At 73.5% G+C, this 23,869-nt stretch carries 16 protein-coding genes; 6 read left to right on the plus strand and 10 right to left on the minus strand.

The genetic code is table 11. The features are described 5' to 3' along the window. Nucleotides 1-17 precede the first annotated feature (17 nt). Nucleotides 18-4,769, plus strand: a complete 4,752-nt coding sequence (locus tag FB457_RS06550; protein ID WP_145781149.1) for a hypothetical protein — start codon at nt 18-20, stop codon at nt 4,767-4,769. Between the two features lie 174 nt (nt 4,770-4,943). Here the strand turns inward: FB457_RS06550 and FB457_RS06555 are convergent, their stop codons facing one another. Beyond that, nucleotides 4,944-5,333, minus strand: a complete 390-nt coding sequence (locus FB457_RS06555; RefSeq protein ID WP_047014446.1) for a hypothetical protein — start codon at nt 5,331-5,333, stop codon at nt 4,944-4,946. Nucleotides 5,334-5,506: 173 nt separating this feature from the next. Here FB457_RS06555 and FB457_RS06560 point away from each other — a divergent pair, with 173 nt between their 5' ends. Next, nucleotides 5,507-5,929: a roadblock/LC7 domain-containing protein gene (locus FB457_RS06560; protein ID WP_047014445.1), complete on the plus strand. Its 423-nt coding sequence runs from the start codon at nt 5,507-5,509 to the stop codon at nt 5,927-5,929. Nucleotides 5,930-5,960: 31 nt separating this feature from the next. Here FB457_RS06560 and glpK read toward each other — a convergent pair whose 3' ends face one another. From glpK to FB457_RS06595, 7 genes are all read right to left on the minus strand, one after another. Beyond that, nucleotides 5,961-7,481, minus strand: coding sequence for a glycerol kinase GlpK (glpK, locus tag FB457_RS06565; protein ID WP_047014444.1), 1,521 nt, complete (start codon nt 7,479-7,481; stop codon nt 5,961-5,963). Between the two features lie 15 nt (nt 7,482-7,496). Next, nucleotides 7,497-8,231 carry an MIP/aquaporin family protein gene (locus FB457_RS06570; RefSeq protein WP_047014443.1) on the minus strand — a complete coding sequence of 245 codons (735 nt, stop codon included), beginning with the start codon at nt 8,229-8,231 and terminating at the stop codon, nt 7,497-7,499. Nucleotides 8,232-8,535: 304 nt separating this feature from the next. Continuing rightward, on the minus strand, nt 8,536-9,333 hold the full coding sequence (locus FB457_RS06575; protein ID WP_347613877.1) for an RluA family pseudouridine synthase: 798 nt from the start codon (nt 9,331-9,333) through the stop codon (nt 8,536-8,538). Nucleotides 9,334-9,363: 30 nt separating this feature from the next. After that, entirely contained in the window at nt 9,364-9,858 is a 495-nt protein-coding gene (locus FB457_RS06580) for a TrmH family RNA methyltransferase (RefSeq protein ID WP_047014442.1), read from the minus strand. A 55-nt stretch (nt 9,859-9,913) separates the two neighbouring features. After that, on the minus strand, nt 9,914-10,741 hold the full coding sequence (locus tag FB457_RS06585; protein WP_047014441.1) for a M15 family metallopeptidase: 828 nt from the start codon (nt 10,739-10,741) through the stop codon (nt 9,914-9,916). Nucleotides 10,742-10,840: 99 nt separating this feature from the next. Further along, complete coding sequence (locus tag FB457_RS06590; RefSeq protein ID WP_047019711.1) at nt 10,841-12,025, minus strand: PP2C family protein-serine/threonine phosphatase; 1,185 nt, start codon at nt 12,023-12,025, stop codon at nt 10,841-10,843. 366 nt (nt 12,026-12,391) lie between these two features. After that, nucleotides 12,392-14,725, minus strand: coding sequence for a glycoside hydrolase family 31 protein (locus FB457_RS06595; RefSeq protein ID WP_047014440.1), 2,334 nt, complete (start codon nt 14,723-14,725; stop codon nt 12,392-12,394). 257 nt (nt 14,726-14,982) lie between these two features. On the opposite strand from FB457_RS06595, the gene FB457_RS06600 reads away from it, so the two are divergent. Together FB457_RS06600 and FB457_RS06605 are read left to right on the plus strand one after the other, a co-directional pair. Then, nucleotides 14,983-17,052, plus strand: coding sequence for an acetoacetate--CoA ligase (locus FB457_RS06600; protein ID WP_145781151.1), 2,070 nt, complete (start codon nt 14,983-14,985; stop codon nt 17,050-17,052). A 70-nt stretch (nt 17,053-17,122) separates the two neighbouring features. Then, entirely contained in the window at nt 17,123-18,001 is an 879-nt protein-coding gene (locus FB457_RS06605) for a hypothetical protein (RefSeq protein WP_047014438.1), read from the plus strand. Between the two features lie 116 nt (nt 18,002-18,117). Here FB457_RS06605 and ptsP read toward each other — a convergent pair whose 3' ends face one another. Continuing rightward, nucleotides 18,118-19,788: a phosphoenolpyruvate--protein phosphotransferase gene (gene ptsP, locus FB457_RS06610; RefSeq protein ID WP_047014437.1), complete on the minus strand. Its 1,671-nt coding sequence runs from the start codon at nt 19,786-19,788 to the stop codon at nt 18,118-18,120. Nucleotides 19,789-19,888: 100 nt separating this feature from the next. Continuing rightward, the gene (locus FB457_RS06615; protein WP_047014436.1) at nt 19,889-20,338 is read right to left on the minus strand and encodes a PTS sugar transporter subunit IIA; all 450 of its coding nucleotides are present in this window, start codon (nt 20,336-20,338) and stop codon (nt 19,889-19,891) included. Nucleotides 20,339-20,627: 289 nt separating this feature from the next. Here FB457_RS06615 and clsA point away from each other — a divergent pair, with 289 nt between their 5' ends. Both clsA and FB457_RS06625 read left to right on the plus strand, forming a co-directional pair. Beyond that, nucleotides 20,628-21,248, plus strand: a complete 621-nt coding sequence (gene clsA / locus FB457_RS06620; protein ID WP_047014435.1) for a cardiolipin synthase ClsA — start codon at nt 20,628-20,630, stop codon at nt 21,246-21,248. Nucleotides 21,249-21,294: 46 nt separating this feature from the next. Continuing rightward, nucleotides 21,295-23,790, plus strand: coding sequence for a mannose-1-phosphate guanyltransferase (locus tag FB457_RS06625; protein ID WP_047014434.1), 2,496 nt, complete (start codon nt 21,295-21,297; stop codon nt 23,788-23,790). The last annotated feature ends 79 nt before the right edge of the window (nt 23,791-23,869 follow it).

Consider the following 23,869-nt stretch of genomic DNA (forward strand, 5'->3'; position numbering starts at 1 on the left):
GCGAAGGCCGCAATCGCATGTACGAGCTGTCCCGCATCCGCCTCTACTCCATCGGACCCGCCGGTGCGCGGTACGCCGACACCGTGCTCGACCTGCGCGGCGTCGGCGCCGAGGTGCCCCAGCCCGCGCCCGCCCAGGGCGACTTCTTCGCCGCCGAGCCCACCGGGCCGCCGCGCCGGCCCGCGCCCGCGGGCGTGCTCTTCCTGGAGAACGGCGGCGGCAAGTCCGTCCTGCTGAAGCTGATCTTCTCCGTGATGCTGCCCGGCCACCGCAACACCCTGGGCGGCGCCAGCTCCGGCGTGCTGCGCAAGTTCCTGCTCGCCGACGACACCGGGCACGTCGCGCTGGAGTGGCAGCACACCGTCACCGGCGAGCAGATCGTCGTCGGCAAGGTGAGCGAGTGGCGCGGCCGGCAGGTCTCCGGCGACCCGCGGAAGTTCGCCGAGGCATGGTACTCGTTCCGTCCCGGGCCCGGGATGGGCCTGGACGCGCTGCCGGTCGCCGAGTCCGCGGCGGTGCGCCCCGCCGCTGAAGGCGCCTCGGGCGCGCGCGGGCGGCGCCGCACCATGAAGGGCTTCCGGGACGTACTGACCGAGGCCGGCAAGGCGTACCCGCACCTGGACGTGGTGTGGGAGGAGATCCACGAGCGGTGGAACGAGCACCTGACGCGCCTCGGCCTCGACCCGGAACTCTTCCGCTACCAGCGGGAGATGAACGCCGACGAGGGCGAGGCCGCCGGGCTGTTCGCGGTGAAGAACGATTCCGACTTCACCCACCTGCTGCTCCGCGCCGTCACCGACACCCGCGACACCGACGGCCTCGCCGACCTCGTCCACGGCTTCGCGCACAAGCTGGGCCGTCGCGCGGAGCTGACCGCGGAACGCGACTTCACCGCCGGCTCGCTCGACCTTCTCGAGCACATCGTCACGGGCGCGGAGCAGCGTGCCCGCGCCCGCGACATCCTCGGCGGCGCCGAGCGCCGGGCCCGGGCGCTGGCCGCACGGCTCACGGCGCGGGCCGGCGCGGAGCGTGCCCGGGCGGCGGAGCTGGCCGGGCAGGAGCGGACGGCCGCGGAGCGGGTCACGGCGGCGGAGTCGTCCCGGCGCGACAGTGAACTGATCGCCGCGGAGCTGGCGTACCGGCACGCGTCGCTGGCGCTGGCCGCCGCGGAGAAGAGCGCGGCGGGCAAGCGCCGGGAGCTGACCGACGCCCGTACGCTGCACGCCGCCTGGCAGGCCGCGGAGGCGGTGCTGCGGCACCGCGCCGCCGCCGACCGCGCGGCGCGCGTCTCCGCCGCCATCCGCGAGGCCGAGCGCGACGCCGCCCCGGCGCTGGCCGCCCGCGCGACGGCGGCCACCGGGCTCGTACGCGCGCTGCACGCCGCCGCCCGCGACGGCGAGACGCTGGCGGCGGAGCAGGAGGAGCGCTCGGCCGTCCTCCAGCAGGAGTCGGAGACGGCGCACGCCGACGCGGTCGCCGCCGCCACCCGGGCGCAGCGCGCCCGCAGCGAGACCGACCACCTGCGCCAGCGGCTCGCGGAGGTCGAGCAGGAGACGGCGGAGGCGGTACGGGCCGGCTGGCTCGACACCGACCCCGCCGCCCCCGACACGGACCCGGCCCGCGCGGCCCTCGTCGCCGGGGACGCCGAGAAGGCGGCGGTCGCCGCCTGGGATGAGGCCCGCGAAGCGGCCCGTACGGCGGCGGACCACGCGCGCGAGACGGCGGCGGCCCTGGCCCGCGCCGAGCTGGCGGCGGCCCGCGCCGCGGACGCGGCGGAGGCGGCCGAGGCGGCGTACGGCACGGAGCGCCGCGCGGCGGAGTCGCTGGCGGGGGAGCGGCGGCTGGTGGAACTGCTGGGCCTGCCGGAGGCAGAGGGCGAGGGCGGAGAGCAACGGGCGCTGAGCGCCGTGGAGTTCGACCGCGCGGCCGACGAGCTGCGGACGCTGCTCGACGCGCGGGTCACCGACGACGAGCGGCGGCTCTTCGACCTGCGCACCGCCGCCGGGGACGACGCCCGGATCCTCGCCGCGCTCGGCGACGGCGGGCTGCTGCCGCCCGGTCCCGACGTGCTGGCCGTCGTCGACTGCCTCGGCGAGCACGGCATTCCCGCGCTGCCCGGATGGCGTTACCTCGCGCAGGCCGTCGACCCGGCCGACCACGCAGCCGTGCTCGACGCCCGCCCGGAGCTGGTCGACGGTGTCGTCATCACCGACCCGGACACCCACGCGCGCGCCCGCGAGGTGCTGCGCGAAGCGGCGCTGCTGCCCCGCTCGGCCCTTGCCGTGGGCACGGCCGCCGCGCTCCTCGCGCCGCCGCCCACCGGGGAGCGCGACGGCGGCGTGTTCCTCGTGCCGCCCAACCCGGCCATGCACGACGAGCGCGCCGCCGACGACGAACGCCACGCCCTGCGCGCCCGCGCCGCCGACCGCGACGAGCAGATCCGCGTCCTGGCCGCCCGCCTGGCGGCCGACCGGACGCTGGCGGCCCGGCTGGCTTCGTGGCGTACGGGCTGCCCCGCCGGCCGGCTGGCGGAACTGGCCGCCGCCGCGGAGTCGGCCCGTACGGCATCGGCCGCGGCGGACGAGACGCTGACCCGCGCCCGCGTCGAGGCCGAGGACGCCGCGGCCGCCGCCGAGGAGACCGCGCGGGCCCGCGAGGAGCGCCAGGACCAGGCCCAGCGCGCGCGCCGCAGCGCCGACGCCCTCGCGGGCCTGGCCCACCGCCTCCGCGAACGCTCCGGCTGGCAGGCCCGCCTCCGCGAACTCGCCGACGAGGCCCTGGAGTACGAAGCCCGGGCCGCCGACTGCACCGCCCGCGCCCGCGCCGCCGACGAGGACCGCCGCGACGCCCAGCGCGCCGCCGACGACGCCCGCCGCACGGCGCGCGCCCTTCGCGCGGAGCGCGCGGAGATCGCGGGCGTGGCCGAGGAACTGGAGGCCGAGGCGGCGGACGAGGCGGCCGAGGCCGGTGGCGGCCCGTCACCCGGGACGCTCCAGGAGCCGGACCCGGCGGCGGACGGCGACACCGACCCTGCCGAGGGCGACGCCTCCCGCGCCGAGGGCGGCGCCCGGCGCCGGGCCCGGCATGCCCAGGCCGTCGCCGCCGACGCGGCCCGTGCCTCGCTGCCCGCGCTGCGGGAGGCGTACCGGGCCGCCTCCCAGGTCTACGAGAAGGTCGGCGTCGGAGCCGATCTCCGCGCCGAGCAGGCGCGGGCCGAGAGCGAGGAGTCCGCCGCGCTGGCGGAGCTGAACCGGCTCAGCAACAAGGTCCGTACGCGCGCCGCCACCCTCCTCGCCGGGCCCGACGGCGCCGACGCGCCGTCGCGGCAGGCCGCCGCCGTCCGCGCCGAGTCCGTCGTGCACCTGCTGGAGTCCCGCTCCGCCGCCGCCAGCGAGACCCTGGGCCGGCTGCGCGGTGACGCGGAACGGCTCGCGCCCGCGGCGGGCGAGGCGCACACCGAGCTGCCCGAGGACCTCGTGCCGGCCGGCGCCGAGCAGGCCCAGGCGCTGCTGCGGTCCGCCGCCGCCACCGCCGCCGAGCGCGCCGACGAACTCGCCGCCGCCACCGAGGCGCACGCCGGGCTGCGCCGCGCCTGCGCCGCCGCCGAGGACGCCGCCGGCGCCTTCGCCGAGACCGCCGCCATGCTGCGCGACCTGCTTCGCGGCCCCGCCGCGGGCGAGGAGCAGGACGACGCGGGCGAGGCGGAGCCGTTCCCCGGCGGGCTGGACGGGGCCCGGCAGGCCGCCGCCGAGTCCCGCCGCTCGCTGCGCGGCTGCGCCGCGGACCTGGCGACCGCCGAGTCCGCCCTGCGCGACGCGTGCGACATCCTCGTACGGCACGCCAACTCCACCCGCTACGAGCAGGTCCGCACCCCCGCCCGGCAGCAGATCCGCGAACTGCCTGCTGCCGCCCTCCCGGAGCACGCCGCCGCCTGGGCCGCGGCCTTCGCGCCCCGGCTGCGGGTGCTCACCGACGAGCTGGCGCAGCTGGAGCGCAACCGCGACGGCATCGTCGACCGGCTGCGCGGCCTGGTCGAGTCCGGCCTGGCCACGCTCCGCGCCGCGCAGCGGCTGTCCCGGCTGCCGGAAGGGCTGGGGGAGTGGTCCGGGCAGGAGTTCCTGCGCATCCGCTTCGAGGACCCCGACCAGGCGACCCTCTCCGAGCGCCTGGGCGAGGTGATCGACGAGGCCACGCGTGCGGCCGTACGCAAGAACAGCGACCTGCGCCGCGACGGCACGACCCTCCTGCTGCGCGGCGTGGACGCCGCGATGGCGCCCAAGGGCGTGGCGGTGGAGATTCTCAAGCCGGACGCGGTGCTGCGCGCGGAGCGCGTGCCCGTCGGGCAGATGGGCGACGTGTTCTCGGGCGGCCAGCTGCTCACCGCCGCTATCGCGCTGTACTGCACGATGGCCGCCCTCCGCGGCAACGACCGCGGCGACGACCGGCACCACCACGCGGGCACGCTCTTCCTCGACAACCCCATCGGCCGCGCCAACGCCACGTATCTGCTGGAGCTGCAACGCGCCGTGGCCGATGCCCTCGGCGTGCAGCTCCTCTACACCACGGGCCTGTTCGACACCACGGCGCTCGCGGAGTTCCCCCTGGTGATCCGGCTGCGCAACGACGCGGACCTGCGCGCGGGCCTGAAGTACATCACCGTCGAGGAGCACCTGCGCCCCGGACTGCCGGCCCAGCGGGACGGGGAGGAGCCCTCGGTCGGCGAGGTGACGGCCACCCGCATCTTCCGCCGCCCGCCCGCGGTCACGTAGCGGCACCCCCTCGGGTACGGAGCCGGGCGCCGCACTCGGCGGCCCGGCTCCACCGACACCTGGCGGCAGAAGCGTCGTTGGCGGATGCAGCGACAACAGGCCGATACGGCCCGGGGAGGTTCGGATCCGGTCACCGTACGGGGCACGGCGGCGCTGCGGCCGCCCCGGGCCCGGTCAGACTCCCGCGGCCACCGCTCCGGGCGGCCGGCCGCGCTGCGTACGGCGGCCGCCGCGGCGCTCCCTGCGGGCGCGGCGGGCGGCGCTGCTGGGCCGCGACTCCACCCCGTACCGCTGCTTCCACACCTGCCGTGTCACCCACACGTCCAGCACGCCCCAGGTCGCGACCACGGTGCTCACGACCGTGCTCAGCAGCAGTGGAAAGGCCGGCCACGACCCGCTGACGGTGAACAGCAGCGCGGCCATCGCCTGGCTCAGGGTCACGGCCACGATGATCACGGCGCGTACGGCCGCCGTCCGCACCGGGTCGGGAAGCCTCGGTGTGCCGACCGGCTCCTCGACCCAGAGCGGCGATTCGGGGCGCCGCAGCTCCTCCTCCGCAGCCATCAGGTTCCTCTCCCGCTCGACTGCCGGGTGCCCGGGGTCACTGCCCCGCACGCGGGGTGACGAAAGCCCCGGGTACCCATGTTCACACGTTCCGATGTGTCAACGTTCGAAGGGGGCTACGAGTTGCCGGGGCGACGGTAGTAGGCTCTGCCGACTGGGGAAGGGACGCGGGCATGGTTGTGCAGGGTGGGAACAGACGGCACCCGGCCGGGGGCCGGTTGAACTGGCTGCTCGACGATCTGGTGGGGCGGCTGGCGAGCGTGCGGATGGCGCTGGTGCTGTCCTCCGACGGGCTGCCGATGAGTGTCTCCGAGGACGTGAGCAGGGAGGACTCCGAGCATCTGGCGGCGGTCGCCTCCGGCATCCACGGTCTGGCCAAGGGCGTGGGCACGCACTTCGAGGCGGGATCCGTACGGCAGACGCTCGTGGAGCTGGACGACGCGTTCCTCTTCGTCACCGCGGCGGGCGACGGCAGTTGCCTCGCGGTGATGGCCGCGTCGGACGCCGACATCGGGCAGATCGCGTACGAGATGACGCTGCTGGTCAAGCGGGTCGGCGAGCATCTGGCGGCGGCGCCGCGGGGCAGCAGGTCCTGACGGCGGACGGCCGCGCCGCGGCGCCGCTGCGTCAGCCTGCGCCGGCCTCCTGGTCGTCCTGCCAGCCGAAGCTGCGCTCGACGGCCTTGCGCCAGTTGCGGTACTCGCGTTCCCGCGTGCCCTCGTCCATGTGCGGCGTCCACTCGGTGTCGCGCTTCCAGTGGGAGCGCAGCTCGTCCTGGTCCCGCCACACGCCCGTGGCCAGGCCCGCGGCGTAGGCGGCGCCGAGGCAGGTGGTCTCGGAGATCACCGGCCGCATCACGGGCACGCCGAGGACGTCCGCCTGGTGCTGCATCAGCAGATTGTTGGCGGTCATCCCTCCGTCCACCTTCAGGTCCGTCAGCCGTACCCCCGAGTCCTCGTACATCGCGTCGACGACCTCGCGCGTCTGCCAGCTCGTCGCCTCCAGCACGGCGCGTGCCAGGTGCGCCTTGGTGACGTACCGGGTCAGACCGGTGACGACGCCGCGCGCGTCGCCGCGCCAGTACGGGGCGAACAGCCCCGAGAACGCCGGGACGATGTACGCGCCGCCGTTGTCGTCGACGCTCGCCGCCAGCGTCTCGATCTCCTCGGCGGCCGAGATGATGCCGAGCTGGTCGCGGAACCACTGCACCAGGGCCCCGGTGATGGCGATGGACCCCTCCAGGCAGTAGACGGGCGCCTCGCCGCCGATCTGGTAGCCCATGGTGGTGAGCAGCCCGCTCTTCGACGGCACCGGCCGGGTCCCGGTGTTGAGCAGCAGGAAGCTGCCCGTGCCGTACGTGTTCTTGGCCTCGCCGACGCCGTAGCAGGTCTGGCCGAAGATCGCCGCCTGCTGGTCACCCAGCGCGGAGGCCACGGGCACGCCGCCGAGCTGTCCCGTGCAGGTGCCGTAGATCTCGGCGGAGGAGCGGATCTCCGGCAGCATCGCGGCCGGGAGGTCCATGGCCGACAGGATGGACTCGTCCCACTGATGGGTCTCGATGTTCATCAGCATGGTGCGGGAGGCGTTGGTGACGTCGGTGACGTGGACGCCGCCGTCCACACCGCCGGTGAGGTTGTAGATCAGCCAGGAGTCGACGGTGCCGAAGGCGATCTCGCCGTTCTCCGCGCGGCGGCGCAGGCCGGGCACGTTGTCGAGCAGCCAGGCGGCCTTGGGCCCTGAGAAGTAGCTGGCGAGCGGCAGCCCGGTGCGGTCGCGGAAGCGGTCCTGGCCGTCCTCGCCGCCGAGTTCCGTGCACAGCGCGGCGGTGCGGGTGTCCTGCCAGACGATGGCGTTGTGCACCGGCTTGCCGGTGGCCCGGTCCCACAGCACGGTCGTCTCGCGCTGGTTGGTGATCCCCACGGCGCTCAGCTCGTCGGCCCGCAGTCCCGCCTTGGCCAGCGCCCCGGCGACCACGGCCTGGGTCTTGGCCCAGATCTCGGTGGCATCGTGTTCCACCCAGCCGGGCCTGGGGAAGATCTGGCGGTGCTCACGCTGGTCGACGGCGACGATGGCGCCGTTCTGGTCGAAGACGATGCAGCGGCTCGATGTGGTGCCCTGGTCGATGGCGGCGACGTACTTGTCCGTCATGACGTCCCCTTGCTGCTAGAAGGCGAGTTTGTAGATCAGCGCGCTCAGCACGCCGCCGATCAGCGGACCGGCCACGGGTATCCAGGCGTAGTTCCACTCGCTGGTGCCCTTGTTGGGTATCGGCAGCAGCGCGTGGGCGATACGGGGGCCCAGGTCGCGGGCCGGGTTGATGGCGTAGCCCGTGGGGCCGCCGAGCGACAGGCCGATGCCGACGACGAGCAGCGCGACGATGAGCACCTGGGTGCCGGACTCGGCCAGGCCCTCGGTGAGGCCGAAGGCGAGGATCGGCAGGACGAGGCCGACGGTGGCGATGATCTCGGTGACGAGGTTCTGCCACGGCTGGTAGATCTCCGGGCGGGTGGAGAAGATGCCGAGTGTCTCGACGGACGTCTCGCGGTTCGCGTTGCGGGCGAACTGGCCGTAGTAGACGAGCCAGGCGAGGACGGCGCCGATGATCGCGCCGAGCATCTGCGAGGCGATGTACAGCGGCACCTTCCCCCAGTTCTCGTTGCTCTCGACGGCCACGCCGAGGGTCACGGCCGGGTTGATGTGCCCGCCTGACAGCGGCGCGGCGGTGTAGGCGCCGGCCAGCACGGCGAAGCCCCACCCGAAGGCGATGACGACCCAGCCGGATGCTTTGGCCTTCGATTTCTCCAGGGTGACGGCGGCGCAGACGCCCGCGCCGAACAGGATCAGAATGGCGGTGCCGATCACTTCACCGGCGAAGATGTCCCCATTGGGATAGTCCACTGCGGCTCCTCGATCAACCACCGGGATCACCGTCCCGGCCGAGACGAAGGGTGCGTTTTTCCCTGGCTGTTGCCATGACGTCGAGCGCCGGCAGGGGAGAGAGGTACACACCCCGACCGGCGTCGCTGCGAGCGCGCGTCAGCGAGGCGTATCGCCGGTGGGAGACAGAGCGGCGGGGGCCGTCGTGCGGCGATGCCCGACTGACATCCGGCAGTGTTCACCTGCCCTGATGGGCCGTCAAGACACTGGACACGACGGCCTCAAATGTATTTTCGACACCGCTGGTCGGGGGCCGGACCGCGCGTCACGCCGGGCGGAGGAGCCGCGCGCCGTCGCGGAGCAGGCGGTCGATCGCGTCCGGGGTCAGCGTGCCGGCCAGCGGCTCCCAGAAGCCGTCGTCCGGTTCTGCGACCACGTCGACGCGGCTGCCGTCGCGCCAGGAGGCGTCGAAGCCCAGCCGCCAGGAGTGCAGATGCGTCCGCAGCCCAGCCGCCGCGGCGGCCTTGTCGAAGAGCGGGTCGCCCAGGATCGGGTGGCCGATCCAGGCGAGGTGGACGCGGATCTGATGGCGCCTGCCGGTGACCGGGCGGGCGATCAGCACCGAGTGCCCATTGTCGCTCCAGAGCGTCCGGAAATGGGTGATCGACGGGTAATTCTTCCCGTCGAGTACGTCCTCCTCCGCGACCCACCAGCGGCCGTCCGCCTCGTCGGCCCGGATCGCCTCGCGCGCCGCGGCGATACGCACCCTGTTCTTCCGCCCGACGCCGAGCGGCAGCTCGATCGTGCCCCGGTCGGGCAGGCCGGTGGTCGCGGTGACGACCAGATATGCCTTGTCGACGGTCCGCTTGTTGAACTGCCGGGTCAGGCCGCCGTGCGTGGCCAGGTCCTTGGCGAAGAGGATGACGCCTGAGGTGACCTTGTCGACGCGATGGGCCGGATAGAGCTGCTCTCCCGCCTCCGCGGCGAGTTCCACGAGATCGGTGCCGTGCCGTTCACCCATCACGGAAATCCCGGCGGGTTTGTTCAGCACCAGGACCGACTCGTCCTCCAGCAGCACAGAAGAGTCGCGGACTTCCCGCCAACTGGGCACCGTCATCTGCATGTCTCTCATTGAATTCGGGCGGGTTCCGGATCAGCCTTCTGGGTATTGCTTGCAGTACTCGTAGAGCGCCATCGCCGTCGCGGTCGCGACATTGTAGCTGTGCGGCATTCCCCAGACGGGAATCTCGACGCAGTCGTCGACGAACTTCAACTCCTCCTCGGTGAGGCCGAGCCGCTCGTTACCGACGGCGAGGGCCGTTTTCCGGGGGAAGGAAAAGCTGTGCAGATTGTGGGAGTTGGTCGTCTGCTCCAGGCCGACGACCCGGTAACCGGCCGTGCGGAGATCCTTCAGCACCGGGGGAAGGGTCCGGCGGACCTCGATCGTGACGTGGTCCGTGCTGTCCCGCGTGACGTCGGGGTCGACTTTCGCGTTACCGCACGCGATGACTCTGGTGATTCCGCAGCATCCCGCGGTGCGGACGATGCTGGACAGATTGGCGCGGGTGCGAAGCGGAGCACAGGCCACGACGATTTCACGCTCTCTGGCGAGCGTGGCCGGCGGCCGATGCCGAATGTGGTCGAACATAATCCGCCCAGTCTACAAGGGCGGACTCGGTCGGTACGCCGCCGGCCGCGCTCCGTCAGCGACCGTTACCGGACAGCGAGCGGCGGTGGACCGGGAAGTCGAAGTACGTGTCCGGGAACGGCTCTCCCGCGAGAGCGAAGTGCCACCACTCGTACGCGTAGTTCACGAAGCCCGCGGCCTCCAGGCCGTCCTTGAGCCGCAGCCGGTTCGCGCGCTGCTCGCCCTGGACCCGCTCGTCCAGCGTGTGGCTGAGGGTGTCGAAGCAGTCGTAGCCTGTGCCCATATCAAGGGAATTGTCGGGGAAGCGCTCCTCCTGTGGGGCCGCACAGTCGACGAGCGGCTCGCCCGGCACGTACGGGCGGGTGTTCCCGGCCGGCAGCTTCACCAGGGTGAGGTCCACGACGCTGCCGCGGCTGTGGCCGGAGCGGGCGGCGATGTAGCCGTCCTCGAAGAGCCGGGACTTGTCGACACGCGGGTAGAACTCGTCCTTCATCCGCTGGTCGCCCAGGTCCTCGGCCCAGGTGACGAACTGGTCCACGGCACGCTGCGGGCGGTAGCAGTCGTAGACCTTCAGGGTGTAGCCGTCCCGGAGGAACGCCCGCTGCGCCTTCCTCAGCGCCCGGGCGGCGTCCTCGGTGAGGATGCACATCGGCTTGCGGTAGCCGTCGATGCGCTCGCCGGTGAAGTTGTGCGGGGTGACGTAGCGGATGTCGTGCAGGATCGTCGGGTCCACGTCGGAGAGCGCGACGAACTCCTTGGGAGCCTTCGGCTCCGGCTTCGCGGTGGCCGGGGGTGCCGCGGTGGCGGTGACGGCGAGGGCCGCGGCGGCGGCCAGGACGGCGAACCGGGAAAGTGGGCGCGCGAGGGCGGCGTTCATTGACATGGCCCTCTCACTACCGCACCGGAGACGCGCGGGGAAGGCTTCGGCGGGGACCGCTCGGTTACGCGGAACGTCAGATGGAGCTGACCGAGTGCACCCTGGTCACGGTGAGGGCTGTGGCTTCGTGCGGGCGGCTGAGGCCTGCCGGGTGTCCGCGCCGGAGCTAACGTGCCGCTGGGTTTCCTGGGGGCCGTGCCAGTCCAGGCACATCACGGTGGCATCGTCTTCGAGCCGGCCACCTGCGGCGTCCAGGACCGCGGACGTCAGCATCAGTGCGGCCTCCCGGGGATGCAGGTCCCGGGTGCGTTCCAGCAGGGTGGGCAGGTCGACGCCCTCCGCATGCCGTTCGAGCATGCCGTCGGTGAACACGAGCAGACGGTCGCCGGGGCGCAGATCCATATCCTGAAGGCGGTAGGGGTGGGGCGTGGGCTCGAACAGCCCGAAAGGATGGTCCACCTCGCAGGTGATCAATTCCACGACTCCTTCGCGCAGGCGCAGCGGCCAGGGGTGGCCGGCGTTGACGAACCGGGCCCGCCCGGTGCGAAGGTTGATGCGCAGCAAGTGCCCCGTGGCATGACCTCGGCCGTGTTCGGCCAGCGCCCGGTCTGCCAGGCCGGCCTGCTCGGCCAGGTCGGCTCCTGCGCGGCGCGCGCCGCGCAGCGCGCCCACCAGGACCGTGGCGGCCAAGGCGGCGTCGGTGTTATGACCCATGGGGTCGGTCACCGACAGGTGCAAGGTGTCGCGGTCCAGGGCGTAGTCGAAGGTGTCGCCGCTGAGGTCTTCGGAGGGCTCCAGGCTCCCGCACAGCGTGAACTGTGCAGCCTCGCACGACAGTGACATGGGCAGGAGCTGGTACTGGATTTCTGCAGCCAGGCTGGGAGGCCTGGAGCGTTTGCCCCAGGTGTAGAAGTCGGTGAACCGCCCGTTGGCGATCACGATGTAGGCCAGGATGTGGGCGGCGTCCCCGATCTCGGCGAGGACGTCCTCGCCGAGATCGGTCGGCAGGAGCAACTCCAGCAGCCCGATGGCATCCCCCCGGTTGGTGACCGGAACGATCACCCGCTGTTCCCGGCCGCAGGCATCCTGATACAGCCGCTGGGTGCGGATCACCTGCTCGTAGACGCTGCCGGCCAGGGGGATCCGCTCCGTCTCCCGCCCGCTCTCCGCCTCGCCGGCGGTGGAGAGCCGTGCCACCGATTTTCCTGTCAGGTCCACGATGAGGAAAGAGACCTTCGTAGCATTGAACCGCCGCCGCAGGTGCCTTGCGACCACATCGACGGCGTCCATCGGCGCCGCTGTCTCCACTGCCGTCAGCAGCCGGGGAAGTCCGCTCTGCCCATCGCTCACGACCCACTCCATTCCCAGCCTCTCCTTCCAGCCTGGGAACCCGCACGGGCAGCGTCAATTTGTGATCAGCCACGGTAGTGAAGGAGTCACCTTATGTGTTCGCAGGAATGAGCAGTTTCGAGGTCGCCGGCTCCGGTGGCTCATGGTTATTCGCCCCGGGACTTCGTTCTGATTACCCTCGCAATCACCTTCCGCGAATGCACCTCGCGAATGCCTCACCGAAGGCGAGGCGGCCGACGGCACCGAAGAGGAGGCCCGAGACGTCCAGACCACCCCCCTGCATGTTCGCCGCGAATCCGGGTCGCACTACTCGCCCCGCACCCGCACCGGCAGGTCCGGCTCCGTGCCGTCCTCGCGCAGCACCGTCGTCCGGCCCGCCCACCGCGTCACGTACCGCTCCAGCCGCGGCGCCTCCCAGCCGTCGCCGTCGTCCCGTACGACCACACCGCCGCCCGTGGCGCCGGGCGGCGGCGCCCAGACCTCCAGCTCCGTACCGCCGTCCGCGCCCGCCACCGGCAGCACCGCGCCCGCACGGGCCAGCACCGGCACCCGGGCGAGCGGCGCCTCCAGCTCCACGGTGCCCGGGCCCGTCAGGGCGCGGCCCGTCGCCGTGTCGTACCACAGCCCCAACGGCAGCCGCACCGCGCGGCGGCGGGCCTCCGCGGCCAGTACCGGGGCCACCAGCAGCGCGTCGCCGAGCAGAAAGGCGTCCTCCGTCTCGCGCAGCGCCCGGTCCGCCGGGTCGTACCACCACAGCGGACGGACGAAAGGCGCGCCGCTGCGTTCCGCGAGCCGGGCGAGCGTCGCGAGATACGGGCGCAGGCGCTTCCGCTCGCGCAGCGCCGCGCCGGCGTGCTCCAGCACCTCGGGCCCGAACTCCCACGGCTCGCGCCGTCCGGCGCCGAGCGCGCAGTGGGTGCGGAACAGCGGCAGGTACGAGCCGAGCTGGAGCCAGCGCAGATACAGCTCGGGATCCGGCCGCCCGCTGAACCCGCCGATGTCCGGGCCCGAGTAGGGCACCCCGCACAGGCCCAGGCCGATGACGAGCGCCAGCGACGCGGACAGGCCGGGCCAGCCGGTGGCCACGTCGCCCGACCAGGTGCCGCCGTAGCGCTGGAGGCCCGCCCAGCCGGAGCGGGAGAAGAGGAACGGGCGGCGGTCGGGCTGCAGTCCGGTCAGCGCACCGTACGCGGCGCGGGCCATCTGCAGGGCGTAGACGTTGTGCGCCTCGCGGTGGTCGCCGCCGCGGCCCTCCAGGGCGTGCCGGGCCGAGCGGGGCAGCGTCTTCTCGCCGAAGGCGGTGAAGGACGCGGGCTCGTTCATGTCGTGCCAGAAGCCGGTGAAGCCCTGCTGCAGCCGCTCCGCGTAGAGCCCGCCCCACCACTTGCGCGCCCGCGGGTCGGTGAAGTCGGGGAAGACCGCGTCGCCCGGCCACACCACGCCGCGTACGGGGCGGCCGCGCGCGTCCCGTACGAAGGCGTCGGCGGCCACGCCCGCGTCGTACACCGGATAGCCCGGCTCGGCCTTCACGCCAGGGTCGACGACCGAGACGATGCGCACGCCGTCGGCGGCCAGCTCGCGGGCCAGCCGGGGCAGGTCGGGGAAGCGGTGCGGGTCGGAGGTGAAGACGCGGTGGCCGTCGTAGTGGTCGATGTCCAGGTGCACCGCGGCGAGCGGCAGGCCGCGCTCGCGGTAGCCGCGCACCACGCGGCGTACGCCCTCGGCGCCGCCGAAGTCCCGGCGCGCATGCTGGTAGCCCAGCGCCCAGGCGGGCGGGACGGCGGGGGCACCGGTGAGCGCCGTCCAGCTCTGCAGGACGCGGGCGGGGGTGCCGGCCATCACCCAGTAGCGCAGCGGGCCGCCGGCCATGCGCATCTCGACGCGGCCCGGCCGGTCGTGGCCGGAGCCCCCGCCCTCCGCACCGCGGTGCAGCTCGACGCTGCCGTCCCAGGAGTTGTCGTGGAACAGCAGATGGCAGCCGGCGTCGGAGACGACGAACTGCACGGGCATCGTCAGGGACAGCGGGTCGTCGCCGGGGGCGAAGGCGCCGCCCGGGTCGCTGTTCCACAGCCGGTAGCGGCCGTCCGGCAGGGAGGGACCCGCGGCGCGGCCGCCGAGGCCGAAGAACCGGGCGTCGGGGGCGACGTGGGCGCGCTGCACCCAGCGCCGCACCTCCTCGCGCACGTCCTCCTCCGGGGCGCCGGCCGGCGACTCCCACCAGCGCGGCGGCTGCTCCCGGCGCAGCACCACGCCCGCCGGCGTACGCACCTCCACCGCCCCGCGCCGCGACACCGCCACCGTGACCCGCTCCGACACCACCCGCCAGCCCCCGCCCGCCGCGTCCGGTTCGAGCTCCACGCGCGCGTCCGTCTCGGGCGCGCGGGCGAGTGCGTACGACGGCTCCGGCTCCGCGCCGTCCCAGCCGCAGAACACCGCGCCGGTCGTCGTCACCCGCAGTTCCAGCGCGGAGCGGGCGAAGCGGATCACGCCGCCGCCCGGTACCGCCTCGGCCCCGGTCGCGAGCCCCGGCACCCGGGCCCGTTCCGCGCGGCGGCGGGGGAGCGCGGTGGCGTCGGCCCGCCGGTTCCGCACGGCGGCACGCAGGGCGCGGGCACGCCGGGTGAGGGCGGAGGGATCCATGCTGATCAGCCTGCCATCGCACACCACGGCGGGCGAGAGAGTTCAACCGCTGTTCACCGGGAGTGCGGTCGTGAGCCCCCCGCGCGGGTCGTACGACGGCACGGACGGGTCGTACTGGTGCCGCTTTCGATCACGTGGCATCGTCTCACCGGAGCACCGGCCACCCTCGCCGGGTGCTCCGTGCGCGCCGAGGCCGCCCCACCGGGCCGGCGGCGGCGCAGTCCCTCATGCGGATGCCGTACCACGGGAGTCACGCCATGCCGAGCCAGCCGCCCACCGAACCGTCCGCTCCGTCCGCGCCGTCCGCGGGCTCCGCTGCGTCCGAGCCGCCCGCGGCGCTGTGGCGGCCCGGTCCGGAGCGCATCGACGACGCGCAGCTCACCCGCTTCCACCGCTGGGCCGCGGAGCACCACGGCGCGCCGGCGCCGGTACCCGGTGACCCGGAGGCGAACTACGCGGCGCTGCACCGCTGGTCGGTGGCGCCGGACGGCGGCCTGGAGCGGTTCTGGCGGGCGGCGGCCGAGTGGTTCGACGTCCGGTTCTCCAGCCCGTACGAGACGGTCCTCGCGGATGCCGCGATGCCGGGCGCCTCATGGTTCCCCGGCGCCCGGCTCAACTACGCGGAGCACGCGCTGCGCGACGCCGGCACCGCAGCGGGACCCGCGCTGCTGCACGTCGCCGAGGGCGCCGGGCCCCAGCCCGTGAGCCGGGCGGAGCTGCGGGCGCAGGTCGGCTCGCTGGCGGCGGAGCTGCGCCGGCTCGGCGTGCGGCCCGGGGACCGCGTGGGCGCGTACCTGCCGAACATCCCGCAGGCCGTCGTTGCGCTGCTGGCGACCGCCGCCGTCGGCGCCGTGTGGACCTCCTGCTCACCGGACTTCGGCGCCCGCAGCGTCCTGGACCGCTTCCGCCAGGTGGAGCCGGTGGTGCTCGTCACCGTCGACGGCTACCGCTACGGCGGCAAGGAGCACGACCGCCGCGAGACCGTCGCCGAACTCCGCCGCGAACTGCCCACCCTGCGCGCCGTCGTGCACGTCCCGCTGCTCGGCACGGTCCCGCCCGAGGGCGCGCTGGAGTGGGACGCGCTGGTGGCCACGGGCGCGGAACCGGTCTTCGAGCAGGTGCCTTTCGACCACCCGCTGTGGGTGCTGTACTCCTCCGGCACCACAGGACTGCCCAAGGCGATCGTGCAGTCCCAGGGCGGCATCCTGCTGGAGCACCTGAAGCAGCTCGCGCTGCACTGCGACCTCGGCCCGGGCGACCGCTTCTTCTGGTACACCTCCACCGGCTGGATGATGTGGAACTTCCTCGTCTCCGGCCTCCTGGTGGGCGCCACCGTGATCACGTACGACGGCAGCCCCGGCCATCCGGACGTCGCGGCGCAGTGGCGGGTCGCGGAGCGCACGGAGGCGACGTTCTTCGGCACCTCCGCGGCGTACGTCATGGCCTGCCGCAAGGCGGACGTGCACCCGGGCCGCGACCTGGACCTGACGCGGGTGCGGTGCGTGGCCACGACGGGCTCGCCGCTGCCGCCGGACGGATTCCGCTGGATCCACGACGAGTTCCACCGGGCGGGACCCGCGGGTCCCGCGGACATGTGGATCGCGTCGGTCAGCGGCGGCACGGACGTGTGCAGTTGCTTCGCCGGCGCGGTGCCGACGCTGCCGGTGCACATCGGCGAGTTGCAGGCGGCGTGTCTGGCCACGGACCTCCAGGCGTGGGATCCGGCGGGTGAGCCGGTGACGGACGAGGTGGGCGAGCTGGTGGTGACGCAGCCGATGCCCTCGATGCCCGTACGGTTCTGGAACGACCCGGACGGCGAGCGCTACCGGGACAGCTACTTCTCCACGTACCCCGGCGTGTGGCGGCACGGCGACTGGATCACGCTCACGTCACGCGGCTCCGTCGTCATCCACGGGCGCTCCGACTCGACGCTGAACCGGCAGGGCGTGCGCATGGGTTCCGCGGACATCTACGAGGTGGTGGAGCGGCTGCCGGAGGTGCGGGAGTCCCTCGTCATCGGCGTGGAGCAGCCGGACGGCGGCTACTGGATGCCGCTCTTCGTCCAACTGACCACGGATGCACGGCTGGACGACGGCCTGCGGGGCCGGATCCGCGCCGCGCTCCGCGAGCAGCTCTCGCCGCGGCACGTGCCGGACGAGGTGATCGAGGTGGAGGGCGTGCCGCACACGCTGACCGGCAAGCGGCTGGAGGTGCCGGTGAAGCGGATGCTGCAGGGCACGCCGCTGGAGAAGGCGGTCAATCCGGGATCGGTGGACCGGGTGGACCTGCTGAGGTTCTACGAGCGGCTGGCGCGGTCGCGGAGCTGATCCCGCGGGGATTGTCAGACCCCTCGATTACGGTGCGTAGTGATCGGTTGCGTTCCGTAGAGGGGGAGTCATGGTGCGTACGAGGACGGATGCCCGGCTGCTGCGCCGGGAGATGCCGGGTGCGGTGGGGCTGCTGGCGGATGCGGCGGATTTCGCGGAGATGCGGCGGTATGCGAGCTTTCTCTTCGACGACCACGCGGCGTATCTGCGGCAGGTCGAGGGCATCCTGCGGGCCCGGGCGACGCAGGGGGCGTACACGACGGTGGCGCTCTTCGACCCGCCGGGCTTCGCCCGCTTCTGCGCGGAACGGGGCCTGGAGCCGGACACCCCGGCGAGCCGCTGCCGCTACGTGGCGGAGTCCGCCGCCCGCGGCCCGGCGGTGGCGTACGGGGGCCAGCCGATGGACCGCCTGGTGCCCCAACTCCTCGACGCGGCGGCCCGCAGCCGCTCCCGCGAGCGCGCGGCGACGCTGCTGGCGGCGGCGGGCCGCTGCGAGGACTGCGGCGAGCACCGGGCCGATGCGGCACTGGCCCGCGCGGGCCTGCTGGTCGACCGGCTGACGGGGGCCCTGGGCCCGGGCGGGCAGCACGTGGTGGCCACGGTCCGCTCGGCGGGCTTCCCGCTCGTCGCGGTGGCCCGCAGCGCGGACCCGCCGGGCCCGCCGCGCCTCCGCCCGCCGGACGGCGAGGCGCTGCGGCTCGTGCTGGCGGCGGGCATCGCCACGTCGGGCACGGGCGGGGTGGTGGCCCGTACGACGGGGTCGGACGGCGGGGAGTCGGTCCGGGGCTGGCGGCTGCGGGACGGCTGGCTGGCCCCGTTGACGGAGAAGGAGGTCTACGCGGCGTACTGCACCAACGCGAGAACGGGCGCCCCCCTGCCCCCGGAACCCGGCGTCACCTACAGCGCCGGCACCCCGCTGCCCCGCCCGGAGAAGGGCTGCCACCGATGAGGGCGGGGAGGAGGGGGTGGCTGCCCGCGAGCTGCCGGGGCCCCCGAGGGCCGCGCCGTGCGGGGTCCGGGGCGATAGCCCCGGTTTCGGGAAGTGGCGGGGTCGGGGAACGGCCCCTACTCGCCCGACAGGACCGCCCGCGCGGCCTCCCTGGCCTCCTCCGCCGTGTCCGCCGCCCGCGCCGCCGACGCCGCGCGCTCGCACTGTGCCAGCGTGTGCTTCGCCAGCGTCGCCCGGACGTACGGGATCGCCGCCGCGCCCATCGACAGCGACGTCACCCCCAGCCCCGTCAGCACGCACGCCAGCAGCGGGTCCGACGCCGCCTCGCCGCACACCCCGCAGCTCTTGCCCTCCGCCTTGGCTCCCTCCGCCGCGAAGGACACCAGGTCCAGCAGCGCCGGCTGCCACGGGTCCTGGAGCCGCGACACCGCCCCCACCTCCCGGTCGGCGGCAAAGGCGTACTGCGCCAGGTCGTTCGTGCCCAGCGAAAGGAACTCGACCTCCCGGAGGATCGCCCGCGCCCGCAGCGCCGCCGCCGGGATCTCCACCATCGCCCCGGCCTTCGCCGGCAGCCCGGCGGACCGGCACGCAGCCGCGAAGTCCGCGGCATCCTGCCGGTCCGCCACCATCGGCGCCATCACTTCGAGGTACACCGGCAGCCCGGCCGCCGCCTTGGACAGCGCGGTGAGCTGCGTGCGCAGCACGTCGGGGTGGGCCAGGAGGGACCGCAGCCCGCGGACGCCGAGCGCCGGGTTCGGCTCGTCGGCCGGAGTGAGGAACTCCAGCGGCTTGTCGGCGCCCGCGTCCAGGACGCGTACGACGACGCGCCCCTCCGGGAACGCCTCCAGCACCTGGCGGTATGCGGTGATCTGCGCCTGCTCCGACGGCGCCGTCCTGCTGTCGTCCAGGAACAGGAACTCCGTGCGGAACAGCCCCACGCCCTCCGCGCCCGCCGCGACGGCCGCCGGCACGTCCGCCGGGCCGCCGATATTCGCCAGCAGCGGCACCTCGTGCCCGTCGGAGGTCGCCCCGGGGCCGGAGGCCGCCGCCAGTGCCGCCTTACGCTCGGCCGCCATCTGCTCCATCTCCGCGCGCTTCTCGGGACCGGGTGCGACGAACACCTCGCCGGTCGAGCCGTCGACGGCCACGACGGTCCCCTCCGCCAGCTCGACGGCGCCCGGCAGCGCCACCACCGCGGGCACGCCGAGCGCGCGGGCGAGGATCGCGCTGTGGCTCGTCGGCCCGCCCTCCTCGGTGACGAAGCCGAGGACGAGCGAGGGGTCGAGGAGCGCGGTGTCGGCGGGCGCGAGGTCGCGGGCGATCAGCACGTACGGCTCGTCACTGTCCGGTACCCCCGGCATCGGCACGCCCAGCAGCCGGGCGACGATCCGGTTGCGCACGTCGTCCAGGTCGGCGACCCGCCCGGCCATGTACTCCCCGGCTCCGGCGAGCAGTTCGCGGTACGCCGCGAAGGCGTCGTACGCCGCGCGCTCCGCGGAGGAGCCGACGGCGATCCGCCGCTCCACGTCCGCCGCCAGCTCCGGATCCTGCGCGATCATGGCCTGCGCTTCCAGCACGGCCTGCGCCTCGCCGCCGGCCAGGTTGCCGCGTGCCACCAGATCGGCGGCCACCGCCTCCACGGCCTTGCGCACCCGCTCCTGCTCGCGCGGCGCCTCCGCCGCGGGAATCTGCTTCGCCGGCGGTTCGAGCACCGCCGTGCCCATGTGCCGTGCCTCGCCGATCGCCACCCCGTGGCTCACGCCGACGCCTTGCAGGGTCGTCTCCATGTCACCAGTCTTCCGCAAGTGCGCGGCGGCGTCCCGCCGCGGCTGTCGTACGCGCACGGGCCGCGGCGCCGGGGCCCGCCGATCGGTCAGCTCCGGCTCGTCACCCCCAGGTGAACAGCGTCTCACCGGCCTTGATCTCCCCGTCCTCCGCCACCGCGGACAGCGCGCCCTCTGCCGCCTCCAGCGCCACCACCGGCGAGATCGGCGACTTCCCGGCCTCCTCGACGGCGACGGTGTCCCAGCGGACGACGGGCTGCCCGCGCTCGACCCGGTCGCCCTTGGCGACGAGCAGTTCGAAGCCCTCGCCGTTGAGCTGCACGGTGTCGATGCCGAGGTGGATGAGCACCCCGTGCCCCTCGTCGTCCACGACGACGAAGACGTGCGGGCGCAGGGAGAGCACCAGGCCGCCGATCGGCGCGACCGCCTCGGAAGTCCCGCGCTCGGGATCCACGGCGGTGCCGGGACCGACCATCCCCCCGGAGAAGACCGGGTCGGGCACGGCGGCGAGCCCGATGGCGCGGCCGGTGAGCGGGGACGAGACTTGGGTCATGCCGGGGCCTCCAGAAAACAGCGGGGGGTCGGCGCCGCCCGCGTCCGTGGGGTCCGCGCCGCTCCTGAAGCGTAACCAATCGGAATTTGTCATTCCGTGCGGAGGGAAGCCGACCGCGCCCAGCCCTCTCCCGTCCTCCGGGCAGTCCGCCGAACCGCCCCCCGCGCGGCCCGGTGCCCAGCCTCCCGAACCGGCCTGGGCGCGGGCCCGTTCCCGCCGACGGGTAAGGTCAGAGCGCATCGTCGGCGCGTCTGGCGGCACCGGCGGGAACGGACGGGGAGGCACGCGGGTGGAGGCCCAGGAGACGGCTGAGTCGAAGGACCGGATCTTCACCGTCCCCAATCTCCTGAGCATGTCCCGGCTCGTCCTGGTGCCGGTCTTCCTGTGGCTCATCCTCTGGCCGGAGTTCGGCGGCCCGAACGCCGACGGCTGGGCGCTGGCGATCCTCGCCTTCAGCGGCGTCAGCGACTACCTCGACGGCAAGCTGGCGCGGCGCTGGAACCAGGTCTCGAACCTGGGCCGCATCCTGGACCCGGCCGCCGACCGGCTCTACATCCTGGCCACCCTCGTCGGCCTGACCTGGCGCGGGATCCTCCCGCTGTGGCTCACCATCCTGCTGCTCTCCCGCGACGCGATCGTCGGGGTGGCGGTCTGGCTGCTCGGCCGGCACGGCTACCCGCCGCCCCAGGTGAACTTCCTGGGCAAGTCCGCCACCTTCTGCCTGATGTACGCCTTCCCGTTGCTCCTCCTCAGTGACGCAAGTGGATGGGTGTCGTCACTCTCTGCTATTTTCGGATGGGCGTTCGCCGGCTGGGGTACAGCGCTGTACTGGTGGGCCGGCGGCCTCTACCTCATCCAGGTGCGCCGTCTCATCCGAGAGGACGCCCGCGCGGACACCACCCCCGACTAGGCGGCAGCCGCATCGCCGTCTCACGTCCAAGGAGGACGCTTCCGATATGAAGGCCGTCGTGATGGCTGGGGGCGAAGGCACCCGCCTGCGCCCCATGACCGCGAGCATGCCCAAGCCCCTGCTGCCGGTGGTGAACCGGCCGATCATGGAGCACGTCCTGCGGCTGCTCAAACGCCACGGGCTGACGGAGACGGTGGTGACCGTCCAGTTCCTCGCCTCCCTGGTGCGGAACTACTTCGGGGACGGCGAGGAGCTCGGCATGGAGCTCACGTACGCCAACGAGGACCGTCCGCTGGGCACCGCGGGCAGCGTGAAGAACGCCGAGGAGGCCCTGAAGGACGACTCGTTCCTGGTCATCTCCGGCGACGCGCTCACCGACTTCGACCTCACCGACCTGATCGCGTTCCACCGCGAGAAGGGCGCGCTCGTCACCGTCTGCCTCACCCGGGTCCCCAACCCGCTGGAGTTCGGCATCACCATCGTCGACGAGGAGGGCAAGGTCGAGCGCTTCCTGGAGAAGCCCACGTGGGGCCAGGTCTTCTCCGACACCGTCAACACCGGCATCTACGTGATGGAGCCCGAGGTCTTCGACTACGTCGAGGCCGACACCTCTGTCGACTGGTCGGGCGACGTCTTCCCGCAGTTGATGAAGGACGGCAAGCCCATCTACGGCTACGTGGCGGAGGGCTACTGGGAGGACGTCGGCACCCATGAGAGCTACGTGAAGGCCCAGGCCGACGTGCTGGAGGGCAAGGTCGACCTCGATCTCGACGGCTTCGAGATCTCGCCCGGCGTCTGGGTCGCCGAGGGCGCCGAGGTGCACCCCGAGGCCGTCCTGCGCGGCCCGCTCTACATCGGCGACTACGCCAAGGTCGAGCAGGGCGCCGAGGTCCGCGAGCACTCGGTCCTCGGCTCCAACGTCGTCGTCAAGCAGGGCGCGTTCCTGCACCGCGCCGTCGTCCACGACAACGTCTACATCGGCGGCCACACCAACCTCCGCGGCTGCGTCATCGGCAAGAACACCGACGTCATGCGCGCCGCGCGGATCGAGGACGGCGCCGTCATCGGAGACGAGTGCCTGATCGGCGAAGAATCGATCATCCAGGGCAATGTGCGCGTCTACCCCTTCAAGACCATCGAAGCGGGCGCCTTCGTCAACACCTCGGTGATCTGGGAGTCGCGCGGTCAGGCCCACCTCTTCGGCGCCCGCGGCGTCTCCGGCATCCTCAACGTGGAGATCACCCCCGAGCTCGCCGTGCGGCTGGCGGGCGCGTACGCGACCACGCTGAAGAAGGGCTCCAGCGTCACCACCGCCCGCGACCACTCCCGCGGCGCCCGGGCGCTCAAGCGCGCGGTGATCTCCGCGCTCCAGGCCAGCGCCATAGACGTACGGGACCTGGAGAACGTGCCGCTGCCCGTGGCCCGGCAGCAGACCGCGCGCGGCAGCGCGGGCGGCATCATGATCCGCACCACCCCGGGCGTACAGGATTCCGTCGACATCATGTTCCTCGACGAGCGCGGCGCCGACCTCTCGCAGGCCGCGCAGCGCAAGCTCGACCGCGTCTACGCCCGCCAGGAGTACCGCCGCGCGTTCCCCGGCGAGATCGGCGACCTGAGCTTCCCCGCCAGCGTCTTCGACTCCTATACCGGCTCCCTGCTGCGCGCCGTGGACACCGCGGGCATCGCCGAGGCCGGCCTCAAGGTCGTCGTGGACGCCTCGCACGGCAGCGCCGGCCTGGTGCTCCCGAGCCTCCTCGGCCGCCTCGGCGTGGACGCGCTCACCATCAACCCGGGCCTGGACGAGTCCCGGCCGACCGAGACACCGCAGTCGCGCCGCGCCGGCCTCGTCCGCCTCGGCGAGATCGTGTCCTCCGCGCGGGCCGCCTTCGGCGTGCGCTTCGACCCGGTCGGCGAGCGCATCTCGCTGGTCGACGAGAAGGGCCGGATCGTCGAGGACGACCGGGCGCTGCTGGTCATGCTCGACCTGGTCGCGGCGGAACGGCGCAGCGGCCGGGTGGCGTTGCCGGTGACGACGACGCGTATCGCCGAGCAGGTGGCCGCGTACCACGGCACCCAGGTGGAGTGGACCACGACCTCGCCTGACGACCTGGCGCGGGTGGCGCGGATGGACGACGCCGTCTTCGGCGGCGACGGCCGCGGCGGCTTCATCATCCCGGAGTTCTCCTCCGTCTTCGACGGCGCGGCCGCCTTCGCCCGGCTCACCGGCCTGGTCGCACGCACGCAGCTCACCCTCAGCCAGATCGACGCCCGCATCCCGCAGGCGTACGTGCTCTGCCGCGACCTCGCGACCCCGTGGGCCGTCAAGGGGATGGTCATGCGCCGGGTGGTGGAGGCCGCGGGCTCCCGCGAGGTCGACACCACCGACGGCGTACGGGTCGTGGAGCCCGACGGCCGCTGGGTGCTGGTGCTGCCGGACCGCGCCGAGGCGGTCACGCACCTGTGGGCCGAGGGACCCGACCAGGCGTCCGCCGAAGCCCTGCTCGACGAGTGGGCGGCGGTCGTCGACGGGAGCGGCGACTGACGCGGGCACAGCGGAGCGAGAGTTCACCCAACCCAGGGGTCGCGGCACCATAGGGGCTCCCGGCGTGCAACGATGTCCG

The organism is Streptomyces sp. CNZ287, assembly GCF_007827615.1.

What these genes read in the sequence shown, in the direction of transcription:
- FB457_RS06615 (WP_047014436.1), bottom strand. Translation starts at nt 20,338, where the DNA reads ATGACCCAAGTCTCGTCCCCGCTCACCGGCCGCGCCATCGGGCTCGCC.
- FB457_RS06600 (WP_145781151.1), top strand. Translation starts at nt 14,983, where the DNA reads ATGCCGAGCCAGCCGCCCACCGAACCGTCCGCTCCGTCCGCGCCGTCC.
- ptsP (WP_047014437.1), bottom strand. Translation starts at nt 19,788, where the DNA reads ATGGAGACGACCCTGCAAGGCGTCGGCGTGAGCCACGGGGTGGCGATC.
- glpK (WP_047014444.1), bottom strand. Translation starts at nt 7,481, where the DNA reads ATGACGGACAAGTACGTCGCCGCCATCGACCAGGGCACCACATCGAGC.
- FB457_RS06555 (WP_047014446.1), bottom strand. Translation starts at nt 5,333, where the DNA reads ATGGCTGCGGAGGAGGAGCTGCGGCGCCCCGAATCGCCGCTCTGGGTC.
- FB457_RS06580 (WP_047014442.1), bottom strand. Translation starts at nt 9,858, where the DNA reads ATGTTCGACCACATTCGGCATCGGCCGCCGGCCACGCTCGCCAGAGAG.
- FB457_RS06605 (WP_047014438.1), top strand. Translation starts at nt 17,123, where the DNA reads ATGGTGCGTACGAGGACGGATGCCCGGCTGCTGCGCCGGGAGATGCCG.
- FB457_RS06550 (WP_145781149.1), top strand. Translation starts at nt 18, where the DNA reads ATGTACGAGCTGTCCCGCATCCGCCTCTACTCCATCGGACCCGCCGGT.
- FB457_RS06560 (WP_047014445.1), top strand. Translation starts at nt 5,507, where the DNA reads ATGGTTGTGCAGGGTGGGAACAGACGGCACCCGGCCGGGGGCCGGTTG.
- FB457_RS06590 (WP_047019711.1), bottom strand. Translation starts at nt 12,025, where the DNA reads ATGGACGCCGTCGATGTGGTCGCAAGGCACCTGCGGCGGCGGTTCAAT.
- FB457_RS06595 (WP_047014440.1), bottom strand. Translation starts at nt 14,725, where the DNA reads ATGGATCCCTCCGCCCTCACCCGGCGTGCCCGCGCCCTGCGTGCCGCC.
- FB457_RS06585 (WP_047014441.1), bottom strand. Translation starts at nt 10,741, where the DNA reads ATGTCAATGAACGCCGCCCTCGCGCGCCCACTTTCCCGGTTCGCCGTC.
- FB457_RS06575 (WP_347613877.1), bottom strand. Translation starts at nt 9,333, where the DNA reads ATGCAGATGACGGTGCCCAGTTGGCGGGAAGTCCGCGACTCTTCTGTG.
- FB457_RS06625 (WP_047014434.1), top strand. Translation starts at nt 21,295, where the DNA reads ATGAAGGCCGTCGTGATGGCTGGGGGCGAAGGCACCCGCCTGCGCCCC.